6 protein-coding genes are annotated in these 15,750 nt (G+C 63.4%); 4 read left to right on the top strand and 2 right to left on the bottom strand.

The features are described 5' to 3' along the window. Positions 1–7 precede the first annotated feature (7 nt). Positions 8–967: a nucleoside-specific channel-forming protein Tsx gene (locus ACIP8I_RS03415; protein ID WP_400758681.1), complete on the bottom strand. Its 960-nt coding sequence runs from the start codon at positions 965–967 to the stop codon at positions 8–10. Positions 968–1,407: 440 nt separating this feature from the next. Here ACIP8I_RS03415 and ACIP8I_RS03420 point away from each other — a divergent pair, with 440 nt between their 5' ends. The 4 genes from ACIP8I_RS03420 to mnmH all read left to right on the top strand — a co-directional run bounded on the left by ACIP8I_RS03420 (position 1,408) and on the right by mnmH (position 14,731). After that, a complete protein-coding gene (locus ACIP8I_RS03420; protein ID WP_400758683.1) occupies positions 1,408–11,931 on the top strand; it encodes an autotransporter-associated beta strand repeat-containing protein in 10,524 nt (3,507 codons plus the stop codon). 98 nt (positions 11,932–12,029) lie between these two features. Next, positions 12,030–12,395 (top strand): DUF4440 domain-containing protein, encoded by a 366-nt coding sequence (locus tag ACIP8I_RS03425; protein WP_400758685.1) that lies wholly within the window; start codon positions 12,030–12,032, stop codon positions 12,393–12,395. A 198-nt stretch (positions 12,396–12,593) separates the two neighbouring features. Continuing rightward, positions 12,594–13,628, top strand: a complete 1,035-nt coding sequence (gene selD, locus ACIP8I_RS03430) for a selenide, water dikinase SelD (protein WP_007966620.1) — start codon at positions 12,594–12,596, stop codon at positions 13,626–13,628. Beyond that, positions 13,628–14,731 carry a tRNA 2-selenouridine(34) synthase MnmH gene (gene mnmH, locus ACIP8I_RS03435; RefSeq protein WP_367084045.1) on the top strand — a complete coding sequence of 368 codons (1,104 nt, stop codon included), beginning with the start codon at positions 13,628–13,630 and terminating at the stop codon, positions 14,729–14,731. Before selD ends, mnmH begins: the two co-directional genes overlap by 1 nt. 133 nt (positions 14,732–14,864) lie before the next feature. Here the strand turns inward: mnmH and ACIP8I_RS03440 are convergent, their stop codons facing one another. Further along, a complete protein-coding gene (locus tag ACIP8I_RS03440; protein ID WP_098968050.1) occupies positions 14,865–15,539 on the bottom strand; it encodes a histidine phosphatase family protein in 675 nt (224 codons plus the stop codon). Positions 15,540–15,750 lie beyond the last annotated feature (211 nt).

Genomic DNA, 15,750 nt, shown 5'->3' on the forward strand with positions numbered 1-15,750 from the left:
CCTGATTTCAGAACTGATAGCCGATGCCGGCGTAGTAACCCCAACCGTTGGAGCGCGCGCGGAAATTGCCGTCGCCGAAGTTCAGCTCACTGCCGTCCTCCCAGTTGCCGCCGTTGTGGAAGTAACGGCCGACCAGGGTGAAGCGCAAGTGGGTGAACGAATACAGCAACACGTTGGTCGCCACCGTGGCATTGGCGGTGCGTGCCGGGTTGTCCTTGTGGATGTCTGAGCCGAAGTCGAAGTTGGTGAAACCGATGTAGGTCAGCGACGCGCCGTTGCTGAATTTGTCGATGGGCACGATGTATTTAAGCTGCGCGCGGTAACCGTCCCACGAATATTCATTGCTCGCGCCATAGTTTTCCCACTGGTAGCGCCCGTACAGGTTGGCCGACAGATTGACCCGCGAGTGGGTATCGATGTCGGTGCCGAAGCCGCTGTACAGGGTGTTGGCGCGGTTCTCCTTGCGGCTGCCGTGATCGTAGATCCAGTCGAACGCCACGTACCATTCCTTGAACGGGCCGATGGCCAGGCTGCGGCCGGCGAGGTAGTCGATGGAGATGCGTGGCTCGTGTTCCATGAACACCGGTGAGCCGTGATCCCACACGCCTTTGTCGTGGCTGTTGCCGATGTTGAAGATCTTCGGAATGTCGACGTAGCCGTACAGCTCGAACGGACCCTTGCGCCCGAAGTACTCATATTCCAGATAGATATCGTCAGCCGGTTGCGGCCCGAAGCTGATGTCCTTGCTGCCGATCAGCGTCAGGTCCTGGTTGTACCAGTCCGACAGGTAGGCGCCTTTTTTCGGCGGGGCAGCTTCCGGGCTGAGGGTTTCGCCCTCAGCGGATTCCTCGGGCAGGGCTGGTTGCGCCATCGCGCTGTGGCTGAGAACTCCGGTAACGCCGGTCAGTAGCAGGGAAACAACAAAAGTGCGCGCAAATGGGGCGCGAAGAAGGGAAGCAGCGTGCATTCAAAGTCCTTTTTTTACGAATCGAGGCCCGGGTTCTGCGGGTCTGTACGGTTTTGTTACGAAAAAGCCGTTATAGGCAGGTCGCAAACGTTTGCACAACACGTACCAAGTCGCTCCGTTCGCCCCTGTAGGAGCTGCGGCACGCTGCGATCTTTTGATTTTGCTTTGAAGATCAGGATCAAAAGATCGCAGCGTGCCGCAGCTCCTACAGGGTGATGAAGCGTACATAGAGATCAGTGTTTACTGGCCGAAACCCCTGTTCTAGACCGCCCTAGTATTAAAGTATTAACACCATTTAATCAGTGCTCCATCGCGGGGCGTCTACTAGCTTGTCAGGCATGACGCGGTTTTGTGATGACCGTCGCAGTCTTGATTCGCGTGTGGAATAAGCACGGCTACACGCCTTCAAGGAAGAATTTGGCCACGACAAGGAGTAGCCCGTGGAAGCAAGGTTTGGTGTCGCCCTCGTTTCGCGTTTTTCCCCACTTTCCCTTGCTGTGCACCTGAGTGTCGCCGGACTGTTGTTCGGCGGGGTCAGCGCGCCTGCATTGGCCACGTGCTCCACGGCAGGCTCCACGGTGACCTGTACCGGGGTGCCGACGCTGCCGCTGTTTCTCAACAATTTCGCCAGTGCCACCAGCGGCCTGACGGTCAACGTAAACTCCGGGGCGCAGATGAACGCGACGCTCGGCGGCCACGTGATGGACCTGACCGGAGTCAATATCAGCCTGAACAACTCCGGGACGATCGACCCGGCGCTGCTCGGGCTGGTGTCTGTTTTGAGCGGCGGTGCCTTCATCGGTACGGGCGCAACCAGTACGGTCAGCGTGCTCAACAATGCCAGCGGGATCATTCGCGGTACCGGCATGCTGCTCGGGCTCAACCTGACCAGCCTCGATGGTCTGGGTATTGCGGTGAACAACGCCGCGGCCGGCACCACCAGCATCACCAACAACGGCACCATCACCTCGACCGGACTCTCGGTCGGCGGCATCACCCTGGCCGACACCCCGGTGGTCGGCGTGTACGGTGGTTCGCAGGTCAACATGACCAACAGCAGCACCGGCGTCATCAACGGCCGGATCGCCTTCGAGACCTCGGCGGCGGGCAACACCTTCACCAACGCCGGTGCAATCACCGGCGGCGTGTCGATGGGGGCGAGCAGTACCAACACCTTCACGGCGGTAACCGGCTCCAGCGTCAACGTGGGTGACGGCGTGCAGGTCAGCGTCGGCCTCGGCGGACTGATCGGCATCAACCTGACCTTCGCCCCCACCGGTACCGTCGACGGCGGCGCGGGCGGTACCAACAGCCTGATCCTGCAAAACCCGGCCGGTGTCGGCGGCGGCACCACCGGGGTCGGCACGGCGTCGAGCGCCACTTACGTCAACTTCAACAACCTGACCATCAACAGCGGCACCTGGACCTTGCAGGGGCCACTGGTCAGCGGCGCGACCACGCTCAATGGCGGTGTTGCGCAGTTCAACAACAACGCCACGTTCGGCAGCGGGGTACTGACCTCCAACGGCGGGATCCTCCAGGCCAGCAACGCCGGGTTGAACCTCAGCAATCTGATCTCCCTCGGCGCCGGTGGCCTGACCGTGCAGGGCACCAACGCCACCACCCTGAGCGGGGTGATTTCCGGCAGTGGCGGCCTGAGCAAAGTCGGTACCGGGCAACTGAGCCTCAGCGCTGCCAACACCTACCTGGGCAACACCACGCTCAACGGCGGCACCGTGCAGTTGGGCAACAACCTGGCGCTGAGCACCGGTACCGTCAACGTCACCGGCGCGACCACCTTGAGCGCGCCCGGCACGATCAACCTGAACAACGCCATCAGCCTCGGCGGCACATTGACGGCCGGCGGTACCGGCGCACTCACTCTCGGCGGCTTGATCACTGGCAGCAGCGGCCTGACCAAGACCGGCACCGGCAGCCTGACCCTCAGCGGCGCCAACAGCGGATATACCGGCACTACCACTTTGAGCGCCGGCAGCCTGCTGGTGACCAACAACAACTCGCTGGGCAGCGGCGCGCTGAACACCGCAGCCGGCACCAGCCTCGACAGCACTGCCAACGTCACGCTGGCCAACAACATCGGCATGACCGGCGCGCTCAACGTGCTCGGCAGTAACGCGCTGACCCTGGGTGGCGTGTTGTCCGGCACTGGTGGCATCACCAAGTCTGGCACCGCGAGCCTGACCCTGACTGGTAGCAACACCAACAGCGGCAGTACGGCGCTTAACGCCGGTAGCCTGTTCGTTGGCAGCAACACCGCGCTGGGGACCGGTGCGCTGAGCGCGGCAGCCGGTACCACGCTGGATGCGACCACCGCGGTGACCCTGGCCAACGCCGTCGCGCTGGCGGGAGGAGTGACCATCGGCGGTACTCAGGCACTGGGCCTGAGCGGCGTGATCAGCGGCGCCGGCAACCTGATCAAGAACGGCACCGCGAACCTGAGTCTCAGCGGTAACAACACCTTCACCGGCGGCACGGCGCTCAACGCCGGCACGCTGATTGTCGGCAGCAACACCGCGCTGGGCACCGGCGCATTGACCACGGCGGCGGGCACCACGCTCGATGCCAGTACAGCGGTGGCGCTGACCAATGCGGTCAGCCTCGGCGGCAACCTGAACATCGGCGGCAGCGCCGACCTGACCCTGGGCGGCATCGTCAGCGGCAGTGGCGGGCTGACCAAGAACGGCGCGGCCAATCTGATTCTCAATGGCGCCAACACCTTCCTCGGTCCCGTTGCGTTGAACGCCGGCACCATTACGGCGGGCGCGAATGCGGCGCTCGGCAGCGGCAACATCACTGTCGGTGGGGTGGCGACGCTCGACAGCAATGCGGCGGTGACGTTGAACAACAACGTCATTCTCAACAACAGCCTGGGGATCGGCGGCAGCAACGCGCTGACCCTCGGCGGCGTGATCAGCGGTACCAGTCAACTGGTGAAAAACGGCACCGCCAATCTCACCCTCAACGGCACCAACACCTACAGCGGCGGCACCACCCTGAATGCCGGCAGCCTGACCGTCGGCAACGGCGCGGCATTGGGCACCGGCGCCTTGTCGGTGGAAGGTGCGGGCACCCTCAACAGCAGTTCCGCTGTAACCTTGAACAACAACTTGATTCTCAATGCCAACCTCACCACCGGTGGCGCCAATGCGCTGACCCTTGGCGGGGTGATCAGCGGCGTCAACGGATTGATCAAGACCGGCGCATCAAGCCTGACCCTGACCGGCAACAACACCTACACCGGCACCACCGCGCTGAATGCCGGTTCGCTGGTGGTCGGCTCCAACACCGCTCTGGGTACGGGGGCACTGAACGCTGCGAACGGCACCACGCTGGATGCCAGTACCGCTGCGACCCTGGCCAACAACGTCAACCTCGGCGGCACCCTGACCGTCGGCGGCAGCAATGCGCTGACCCTCGGCGGGGTGGTCGCCGGCATCGGTGGGCTGACCAAGAACGGCGCGGCCGACCTGACACTCAACGGCGCCAACACCTATTTCGGCAACACCGCACTGAACACCGGCAAGCTGATTGTCGGCAGCAACACCGCGCTGGGCGTCGGCACGCTGAATGCGGCGGCCAACACCACGCTGGACGCCAACACCGCCGTCAGCCTGAACAACGCAGTGGGCCTGACGGGAGCCTTGAATATCGGTGGCACGGCAGATCTGACCTTGACCGGTCTGGTCAGCGGCGCCGGCAGTCTGGTGAAAGACGGCGCGGCCAATCTGATTTTGAATGCGGCCAACAACTATGCCGGCGGCACCACGCTGAATGCCGGTACTGTGACCGTCGGCAACAGTTCGGCACTCGGCAGCGGCGCGCTGACCGTCGGCGGTGCAGCGACGCTGGACAGCAACTCGCCGCTGGTCAACCTGAGCAATGCCGTTGCGCTCAACGCCGGGCTGACGGTCGGCGGTACGCAGAACCTCGGCCTCGGTGGCGTGGTCAGCGGTACCGGCCAATTGATCAAGAACGGCGCAGCGAATCTGACGCTCAATGGCAACAACACTTTCAGTGGTGGCACTACTCTCAACGCGGGCACCCTGACCCTGGGCAATGCCAACGGTCTGGGCAGTGGTGGCCTGACCGTCGGCGGCGCGGCGACGCTGGATAACAGCGCCTCGTTCGGCATCGGCAACGCGATCACCCTCAATGCCGGGCTGACGGTGGCCGGCAATAACGACCTGAGCCTCAACGGCATCATCGACGGCGCCGGCAGCCTGACCAAGAACGGTCTGTCGGATCTGACCCTGGCCGGCAACAACACCTTTACCGGCGCCGTGAACATCGTCTCCGGCAGCGTGACCACCCTCAACACCAATGCGCTGGGCAACACTTCTGGCGTCAACATCAGTGCCGGTGCCGGCCTGAATCTCGGTAGCGATGCCAGCCTCGGCGCGCTGACCGGCAGCGGCAGTGTGCAACTGACCGGCAGCAACACGTTGACCGTCGGTGGCGGCAACGTCACCAGCACTTTTGATGGTGATCTCAGTGGCAGCGGTGGCCTGACCAAGGTCGGCACCGGCACCTTGAACCTCACCGGAATCAACGGCATCACCGGCAACACCGCGATCAATGGCGGTACCGTGGATCTGTCCGGTTCGCTGGGCAGTACGCAGGTCAACGTCAACACTGGCGGTACCCTGACCGGTAGCGGCTCGGCGCTTGGCACGGTGAACATCAACAACGGCGGTCATCTGGCGCTGTCCTCGGGCAATACCTTGTCGGCCAGTGGCCTGACCCTTGGTGCCGGCAGTAATGTTGACGTCGCCCTGGCGACACCGTCGACCACCTCGCTGATGAACGTCGGCGGCAACCTGACACTGGACGGCAATCTCAACGTCAGCGATGCCGGCGGTTTCGGCGTCGGTGTGTATCGCCTGTTCAACTACACCGGTGCTCTGACCAATCTGGGCCTGGACGTCGCCAGCGTGCCGGTCGGCTATGGCCTCGGCGATCTGGTGGTGCAGACCGGTGTGGCCAATCAGATCAACATTCAGGTGTCGGCACCGAACGTCAACATCCGTTACTGGGACGGCAGCCAGACCATTGCCAACGGCGTGGTCGATGGCGGCAGCGGCACGTGGAACGCGGTCGGCACCAACTGGACCGATGCCAACGGTCTGGTCAACCAGCCATGGGCCGGTGACTTCGCGGTGTTCCAGGGAGCTGCGGGCACTGTGACGGTGAACGGCACGCAAGCGTTCACCGGCATGCAATTCCTTACTGATGGCTACAGCCTGGTCAACGGTGCGGCGGGGCAACTGACCGCCGTCAATGGCACTGGCGGGACCACGGCAGTGCGGGTCGATCCGGGCGTGACCGCGACCGTCGGCGTCAATATCGATGGCAGCGGCATCCTCAACAAACTCGACACCGGCACGCTGGTGCTCAACGGCGCCAACACTTACAGCGGTGGCACGCAGCTGGACGGTGGCAAGATCATTGTCGGCAGCAACACCGCGCTGGGCAGCGGCACACTGACCGCCAACGCCGGTACGCAACTGAACAGCAACACCGCCGTGACCCTCGGCAACGCCGCCACACTCAACGGCAACCTGACCGTGGTCGGCAGCAACGCGCTGACTCTCAACGGGGTCATTGGCGGCACGGGTGGTCTGATCAAGAATGGCGCGGCCAACCTGACCCTCGGTGGCAACAACGCCTTCCTCGGGCCGGTGGCACTGAACGCGGGCGGTCTGATTCTGGCGTCGAACAGCGCGCTGGGCTCGGCCACCCTGAACGCGGCGAATGGCACCACACTGGATGCCAGCGGCGCCTTCACGGCGGGTAACGCGATCAACCTGGCGGGCAACCTGGGTATTGTCGGCAGCAACGATCTGACACTGAGCGGCGCGATCAATGGCGCCGGCAGCCTGACCAAGAATGGCGCGGCCAACCTGATCCTGAGCGGGGCCAACAACTTCCTCGGCGGCGTCACCCTCAACGCCGGCACCCTGACTGCCGGCAGCAACGGCGCACTCGGTCTGGGCAACCTGACCGTGGCCGGTGCCTCGGCGCTGGACAGCAACACCTCGGTGTCGCTGGGCAACAACGTGGTGCTCAACGCCAATCTGACCAATACCGGCAGCAGCTACGTAGCGCTCAGCGGCGTGGTCAGCGGCACCGGGGGGCTGATCAAGAACGGCGCGTCGAACCTGACGCTCAACGGCATCAACACTTACACCGGTGGCACCACGCTGAATGCCGGCACGCTGACCGTTGGCACCGGTTCGGCACTGGGCAGCGGTGCTCTGACCGTTGCCGGTGCTTCGAGTCTCGACAGCAGCGCACCGCTGGTGCTGGCCAACAACATCAACCTCAACGCCAACCTCGGTCTGAGCGGTAACAACAACCTGACCCTTGGCGGCGTGATCGCCGGGGCCGGCACTCTGACCAAAAACGGTCTGGCCGACGTGACGCTGTCCGGCAACAACACCTTCAGCGGCACTTTCGATGTGCTCTCCGGCAGCCTGACCACCCTCAGCGGCGCGGCATTGGGCAACAACGCCACGGTCAATCTCGCGGGCGGCGCGGCGCTGAATCTCGGTGCTTCGGGCAGCCTCGCCAGCCTGACCGGCAGCGGTACCGCGCTGGTCGGCACCGGCAACACCCTGAGCCTGGGTGGCAACAACGTCAGCAGCACCTTCGCCGGCATCCTCAGCGGTGACGGCGGACTGACCAAACTCGGCACGGGTACGCTGACCCTCAGCGGCATCAGCGACCTGACCGGCGATACCAACGTCAACGCCGGCACCCTGCAGGTCAACGGCTCGCTGGCCAGCGGCAACGTGCTGGTCAACAGCGGCGGCACTCTCGGTGGCAGCGGCACCCTGACCGGTGCGGTGACGGTGGCCGATGGCGGTCATCTGGCCGGCGTCACCGGCAGCACCCTGGCGGTGGATTCACTGGTGTTCAACGGCAACTCCAACTTCGATGTCGGCCTGGGTACGCCGGTCTCCGGTGGCGGTAACGCGCTGGTCAACGTTGGCGGCAACCTGACCCTCGACGGCAACCTCAATGTCAGCGACATCGGCGGTTTCGGCAGCGGTGTGTATCGCCTGATCAACTACACCGGCGGCCTGACCGACAACGGCATGCTGATCGGCACGGTGCCGGGCAGCGTCACCCCCGGCGATCTGACTCTGCAAACCGCGCTGGCCAACCAGATCAACCTGCTGGTTACCGCACCGGGCGTCACCGTGCAGTTCTGGGACGGCAACCAACTCGTCGCCAACGGTTCGGTCGATGGCGGCAGCGGCACCTGGGGCACCGGCACCACCAACTGGACCGACGTCAACGGCACCACCAATCAGGCCTGGACCAACAACTTCGCGGTGTTCCAGGGTGCGGCGGGTACGGTCACCGTAAACGGTGCACAAACCATCACCGGCATGCAGTTCGTTACCGATGGCTACAACCTGCAGAACGGCACGGCGGGTTCGCTGAATCTGGTCAACGGTTCGCTGGGCAATGCCTCGGTACGGGTCGATCCGAACGCCACCGCGACCGTCGGCGTTGCGCTTAACGGCAGCGGCACCCTCGGCAAATACGACAGCGGTACGCTGGTGCTCAACGCCGCCAACGGCTACACCGGCGGCACCGCGCTCAATGGCGGCAAGATCGTGGTCGGCAACAACGCCGCGCTCGGCAGCGGTGTGTTGACCGCTGCGGACGGGACTGCACTGGACAGCAACGCAGCGGTCAGTCTCGCCAACGCTGTGGTGCTCAATGGCGGCTTGACCGTCGCCGGCTCCAACGCATTGACCCTCGGCGGTGTAGTCAGCGGTAGCGGTAGCCTGATCAAGACTGGCGCATCGAGCCTGACGCTCAACGGCAGCAACACTTACAGCGGCGGCACTCAGCTCGCTGGCGGCACATTGGTGCTGGGCAATAACAGCGCGATCAGCAGCGGTGCATTGAACGTGACCGGCAACGGTAGCCTCGACAGCAGCTCGGCGCTGCAACTGGCCAACGCGATCAATCTGGGGTCGCAACTGACCCTGGCCGGCAACCAGAACACCACGCTGCTCGGCGCCATCACCGGCACCGGCAGTCTGGTGAAAAACGGCAGCGCTGACCTCGTGCTGAGTGGTGCCAATACCTACAGCGGCGGCACCACGCTGAACGCTGGCACTACCACTGGCGACACCAGCAGCCTGCAAGGCGCCATCGTCAACAACGCAGCGCTGACCTTCGCGCAAAACGCCGACGGCAGCTACACCGGCAACCTCACCGGCGCCGGCACGCTGAACAAGACCGGCACCGGCCAGTTGCTGCTGACCGGCAACAACACCTTTACCGGCAACACCTCGGTGCAGGCCGGCAACCTGATCGTCAACGGTGTGCTCAACAGCGCCAACGTCAACGTCGCCAGCGGCGCGAAAATCGGCGGCAGCGGGCAACTGGGTGGCAACGTACAACTGGCCAGCGGTGCAACGCTGAGCGGTGGCGGCACGGCCACGCCGTTGTCGGTCGGTGCGCTGGCATTGTCCTCGGGCACCAACCTGGACTTCAGCCTCGGCTCGGCCGCCAGCTCCACCACGGTGGTCAACGTCGCCGGCAACCTGACCCTCGACGGCACGCTGAACATCAGCAATGCCGGCGGCTTTGGCACCGGGGTCTATCAACTGTTCCGTTACGGCGGCAGCCTGACCGACAACGGTCTGGTCTACGGCAGCCTGCCGGTATCGGCGGCCAACCTGACCCTGCAAACCGCGATTGCCAATCAGGTCAACCTGCTGGTGCAGGGCAGTCCGGGTGAAGTGCAGTTCTGGAACGGCGGCACCACCAATCCTGACGGCAGTATCGGTGGCGGCAGTGGCGTGTGGGGCCCGGGCACCAACTGGACCGATCCGAGCGGCACGCTGGCGCTGGCGTCCAATGGTCAATTCGCAGTGTTTGGTGGCCAGGCCGGTATCGTCACTGTGCAGGGCAATCAAAACTTCACCGGTCTGCAGTTCCTCACCGACGGCTACAGCCTGGTGCCGGGCGCTGGCGGTACGCTGACGCCAGTCAACGGTGCGGACGGCAGCCTGGCGCCGGTGCGGGTCAATGCCGGGGCCAGTGCTGAAATCGACGTGCCGCTGATCGGCACCGGCGGTATCGAGAAACTCGATTCCGGCACCCTTGTGCTGACGGGTGCCAACACCTACAGCGGTGGCACCACCGTCAGTGGCGGTACGCTGATCGGTAACACCACAAGCCTGCAAGGCAACATCACCGACAACGCCACATTGGTGTTCCAGCAGAATGCCAATGGTCAGTTCAACGGCATCCTCAGCGGACTCGGGGCGATGGCCAAACGCGGCGCCGGCACGTTGTTGCTGACCGGTAATCAGCCGTTCAGTGGCACCGTCTCGGTCGATCAAGGCGTGTTGCAAGTCGGCAGCCGTGCGGCCCGGGCTTCGTTGGGCGCACAAGTCACGGTCGCCAACGGCGCAGGCCTTAGCGGTAACGGCAGCGTCGGTTCGGTGGTCAACCACGGTGTAGTAGCTTCCGGGGGGGCTGACGGCACCTTGAGCGTGGCCGGCAACCTGACCAACAGCAGTGATGGTGTGCTGGCGCTGACGGTCAGTTCGCCAACCGCGACACCGTTGGCGGTGGGTGGTACGGCGGCATTGGGCGGCGGTCTGGTGGTCAACAGCCTGGCGCCGTTCACCGGCAATACCACTTACTCGTTGATCACCGCGGGCGGTGGTGTGACTGGCACCTTCAGTGCCGCCGATCTGCCGCAGTACGCGTTCCTCGACAGCTCGCTGGTCTACGGTGCCGACTCGGTCACCCTGGCTGTGAGCCGCAACGGCAACTCGTTCGCCGATGTCGCTAACACGGGCAACCAGCGCGGCACCGCCACGGCACTGTCCAATAACGGTGTGGCCGGTGCGGCGTTGCAGAACCAGATCGTCAACCTCAGCGTGGCCGGTGCGCGTAATGCGTTCGACAGCCTCTCCGGGGAAATCCACGCCAGTACCGCCAGCGCCATGCTTGAGGATTCGCGCTTCATCCGTGAAGCGGTGAATGACCGCATGCGTCAGCCATCGTGCAGCGCGGCGGACGATCCGCGCAGAACCCTGGCACCGAGCGACACGCAACTGAGCAGCAACGGCTGCCATGGGGAAATGGTCGGCTGGATCCGGGCCATCGGTGCCTGGGGTGACATGGGCGGCGACAGCAACACGGCGAAGGTCGATCGCAACCTCGGCGGTTTCATGCTCGGCACCGACAAGGCGCTGGATGACACCTGGCGTGCCGGGATGGCGGCCGGCTATACCCGCAGCAATCTCAATGCGCATGATCGCAACTCGGATGCCAAGGTCGACAGCTACCACCTGGCCGGTTATCTGAACTCGCAATTCGATGCACTGGCAGTGCGCCTCGGCGCGGCTTACAGCTGGCACAGCATCGAGACCAAACGCGATGTCAGCGTCGGCAGCTACAACGATCGCCTGAAGGCCGATTACGACGCACGCAGTGCGCAGGTGTTCGGTGAAGTGGGTTACGCGATCAGCGCAGCAGGCGTTGCCATCGAACCGTTCGCAGGGCTTGCCTACGTGAACTACGACAGCGATACCGGCAAGGAAAAAGGTGGAGTGGGGCGCCTGAAGGCCGACGCCGATCAGGACATCACTTACTCGACCCTCGGCGTGCGCATCGGCAAATTGGTGACTCTGGCCAATGGCAGTCAACTGACGCCACGCGCGGCCATCGGCTGGCGGCATGCCTACGGCGACACCAAACCTGACGCCGACCTGACCTTCATCGACGGCGGCGCCTCGTTCAGCACCCAGGGCGTGCCGATTGCCAAGGACAGCGCACTGCTCGAAGCCGGCATCGACTTCCAGGTCACCCCGACCGGCAAACTGGGCATCGGCTACTCGGGCCAGGTCTCGAGCGACAACAACGACAGCGCGTTCAACATCAGCTTCAGTCAAAGCTTCTGAATCATGGTCGAAGTACTTTAGCCGCCCGAAAGGGCGGTTTTTTTTGCACAATTGAAAGCCTTTGTGGCGAGTGATTTATGCAGTGAGGCAGGAACGAGATGGATCTGTCGAAGCATTTGTTACATCTGGAAAACCGCCTGCTGTCGCGCGCCGTCCGCGAGGACCCTGCTGAACTGGCGAGACTGATCGCGGACGACTTTGTCGAATTCGGCGCCAGCGGCGGCATCTGGAACAAATCCGCTGTGCTGGAAGCGCTGCCGCAGCAAGCGTTCGCCCAACGTACCGTCAGTCAGTTCACGTTCAAACCGTTGTCGGAAGATTCGGCGCTGGTGACGTATCACTGCCATACCGTCGCTGTCGGCCAGCGGGTGCCGGCGGACAGCCTGCGCAGTTCGGTATGGCGGCGGCAGGGGGAGCAGTGGCAGATGGTTTTTCATCAGGGCACCTTTTGTGCCCGGCCGTGAAACCGTGGGGACCCGTTGATAGCTTTCGCGAGCAAGCTCGCTTCCACACTGGATTTTCAGTGAACACAGGATTTGTGGATGACAGCGATCCCCTGTGGGAGCGAGCTTGCTCGCGAAGGGGGGCCGAACACTCAGCGCAAAAATCTGCTGGCCCGCGCTCTGCTAGAATCCGCCCCATCAACTGCCAGAGACTCTCCCATGAGCGAGCCGATTCGTCTGACCCAATACAGCCACGGTGCCGGATGTGGCTGCAAGATTTCCCCGCAGGTGCTGGAAGTGATTCTGGCCGGTAGCGGTGCGCAGAACCTTGACCCGAAACTGTGGGTCGGCAATGCCTCGCGTGATGATGCGGCGGTGTACGAGATCGATGCCGAGCGCGGTGTGGTGTCGACCACGGACTTCTTCATGCCGATCGTCGACGACCCGTTCGACTTCGGCCGTATCGCCGCAACCAACGCGATCAGCGACATCTACGCGATGGGCGGCGACCCGCTGATGGCGATCGCGATCCTTGGCTGGCCGGTGAATGTGCTGGCGCCGGAAGTGGCGCGGGAAGTGATTCGCGGCGGGCGTGCGGTGTGTGACGCCGCCGGCATTCCGCTGGCCGGCGGGCATTCGATCGATGCGCCGGAGCCGATCTTCGGCCTGGCCGTGACCGGTCTGGTGGAAAAGCGCCACATGAAGCGCAACGACACCGCCACCGCCGGTTGCCTGCTGTATCTGACCAAGCCGCTGGGCATTGGCATCCTCACCACCGCCGAGAAAAAGGGCAAATTGCGTCCCGGCGATGTCGGTGTGGCCCGCGACTGGATGTGCACCCTGAACAAGCCCGGCAGCCGTTTCGGCAAACTGGCCGGCGTCACCGCAATGACCGATGTCACCGGTTTCGGCCTGCTCGGGCATCTGGTGGAAATGGCCGATGGCAGCCACCTGACCGCTCGTATCGGCTACAACCATGTGCCGCGTCTGGACAGCGTCGAGTACTACCTCGAACAGGGCTGTGTGCCCGGTGGTACCTTGCGTAACTTCGACAGCTATTCGAGCAAGCTCGGTCGTCTGCAGGAGTTGCACAAGCGCGTGCTGTGCGACCCGCAGACCAGCGGCGGCCTGCTGATTGCGGTCACTCCCGAAGGTAACGACGAGTTCCTCGCCGTGGCTGCCGAACTGGGCCTGAACCTGGCGCCGATCGGCGAGCTGGTCGAGCGACAGACCCACGCAGTCGAGGTGATCTGATGTCACGCGACTGCACCGATTACCGCGATATTTTCCTCAACGACCGGCCAATGATGGATGCGCGTGCGCCGATCGAGTTTGCCCACGGCGCGTTTCCCGGCGTGGTCAACCTGCCGCTGATGAACGACCGCGAGCGCGAGCAGGTCGGAACTTGCTACAAGCAGCATGGACAACAAGCGGCCATCGCCCTCGGTGAGCGGCTGGTGTCTGCCGACGTGCGTGAGCAGCGCATTCAGGGCTGGGTCGAGTTTGCCCGGGCACATCCCGACGGCTACCTGTATTGCTTTCGCGGCGGCCTGCGTTCGCAGATCGTCCAGCAATGGATCAAGGAGCAGGGCGGGATCGATTATCCGCGGGTCGGCGGTGGCTACAAGGCGATGCGCACGTTCCTGCTGGAGACCATCGATCAGGCCGTGGCCGAGTGCGATCTGGTGCTGCTGGGCGGAATGACCGGCACCGGCAAGACCGAATTGCTGGTGCAGTTGCGCAATGGTCTGGATCTGGAAGGCCACGCCAATCATCGGGGATCGAGTTTCGGCAAACGCGCCACCGGGCAACCGACCAATATCGATTTCGAAAACCGTCTGGCCGTTGATCTGCTGAAAAAACGCGCCGGCGGGATCCAGCAGTTTGTGCTGGAAGACGAGAGCCGGGTCGTCGGCAGTTGTGCCTTGCCATTGCCGCTGTACCGGGGCATGCAAGTGGCGCCGATGGTCTGGCTCGAAGACAGCCTGGAGCAGCGGGTCGAGCGGATCCTGCAGGACTATGTGGTCAACCTGCACGCCGAGTTCGTCGCGGTGCATGGCGAGCAGGGCTTTGCGCTGTATGCCGAACGGTTGATCGCGAGTTTGAACAATATCCAGCGCCGGCTGGGTGGCGAACGCCATCAGCGGATGTTCCTGCAGATGGAAGAGGCCTTGGCCGAGCAGGCGCGCAGCGGATCGGTCGAGGCGTTCCGTGACTGGATCAGCGTGTTGCTGCGCGAATATTACGACCCGATGTATGCGTTTCAGCGTGAGAAGAAGGGCGGGCGGATCGAGTTTGCCGGGGAGCGCGGGGCGGTGCTGGAGTATCTGCGTGAGCGGGTGAATCAGCGGGTTTGAGGGTGTTCTTGCGGGCCCAATCGCTGGCAAGCCAGCTCCCACAGTGTTTTGTGGAAACCGTAAATATGGGCTTCACACAAACCCTGTGGGAGCTGGCTTGCCAGCGATGAGGAACCGACAGACCGCTAATCACTCAAGTCGGACAAGTCACCTTGCCGTTATCCAGCCCTTGCTTGTAGCTGTGGCTCTGCAAACTGGCCTTGCCGTTGTGCCAGGTCAGGGTCAGCACGTACAGCGAATCGAAATCGCCTGAGGCCCAGTCGTCGGTGATGGTCTGCTTTTCGCCGACCGCCTTGCCGGCAACCTTGTTGATCAGCTCCGGCAGATAGCCGTGCGACCATGCGGTGTAGATCGTCGCGTTGTGGTACTTGTCCTCGGTCAGCTCGCGCGCCAGGTCACTGGTGTCGTTGGCGGAGAACTCGATGTTCACCGGCAGGCCGAGCTTGATCGCCGCGGGGCTGATGGTCATCAACGGACGGATGTAGCTGTAGGAGTTGTCCAGCTCGCCTTCCTCGACGTTGCGCGTCGGGTTGGCGGCGAATACGTAGTCCGCCTTGCCGAATTTTTCCGGTAGCAGGGTCGACAGCTCGATCGCCCGGTTCAGGCCCTGACAGTTGAGCTGGCCGAGACCGCCCTCGGGTTTTTCTGCGTGGCGCAGGAAAATCAGGGTCTGCGTACCGTCCACCGGTTGCGCGCGAATCTGGCTCGACTCGAGCGACAAGGTCAGCGCACTGACCGCCAGCAGGGAGGGCAGGGCCACGTAGGCGCGGTGTTTGAAGCGTTTGGCGAAACTCATGAGGTTCGTCATTGAATATAGGATTCTTCAGCAAATTCGGTTGGGGCTGACCAACCCTTACACCGCGGGCTCCCAGCACCGGGTGTTGTCCATGTCGTGTCGTACTTCCCTTGCAAAGACATAGCTCAGAGTCCACTGAGGCCGCTTGGTTCATGCACCTTACCTGCAGGATGTTACGGTTCGTGTAGGAGCTGCCGCAGGCTGCGATCTTTTGACCCAGCTT

The organism is Pseudomonas sp. NPDC088414, assembly GCF_044753325.1.
Taxonomy (GTDB): Bacteria; Pseudomonadota; Gammaproteobacteria; order Pseudomonadales; family Pseudomonadaceae; genus Aquipseudomonas.

Coding starts and splice junctions, on each gene's coding strand:
- ACIP8I_RS03415 (WP_400758681.1), bottom strand. CDS start 967: ATGCACGCTGCTTCCCTTCTTCGCGCCCCATTTGCGCGCACTTTTGTT.
- ACIP8I_RS03425 (WP_400758685.1), top strand. CDS start 12,030: ATGGATCTGTCGAAGCATTTGTTACATCTGGAAAACCGCCTGCTGTCG.
- selD (WP_007966620.1), top strand. CDS start 12,594: ATGAGCGAGCCGATTCGTCTGACCCAATACAGCCACGGTGCCGGATGT.
- mnmH (WP_367084045.1), top strand. CDS start 13,628: ATGTCACGCGACTGCACCGATTACCGCGATATTTTCCTCAACGACCGG.
- ACIP8I_RS03440 (WP_098968050.1), bottom strand. CDS start 15,539: ATGACGAACCTCATGAGTTTCGCCAAACGCTTCAAACACCGCGCCTAC.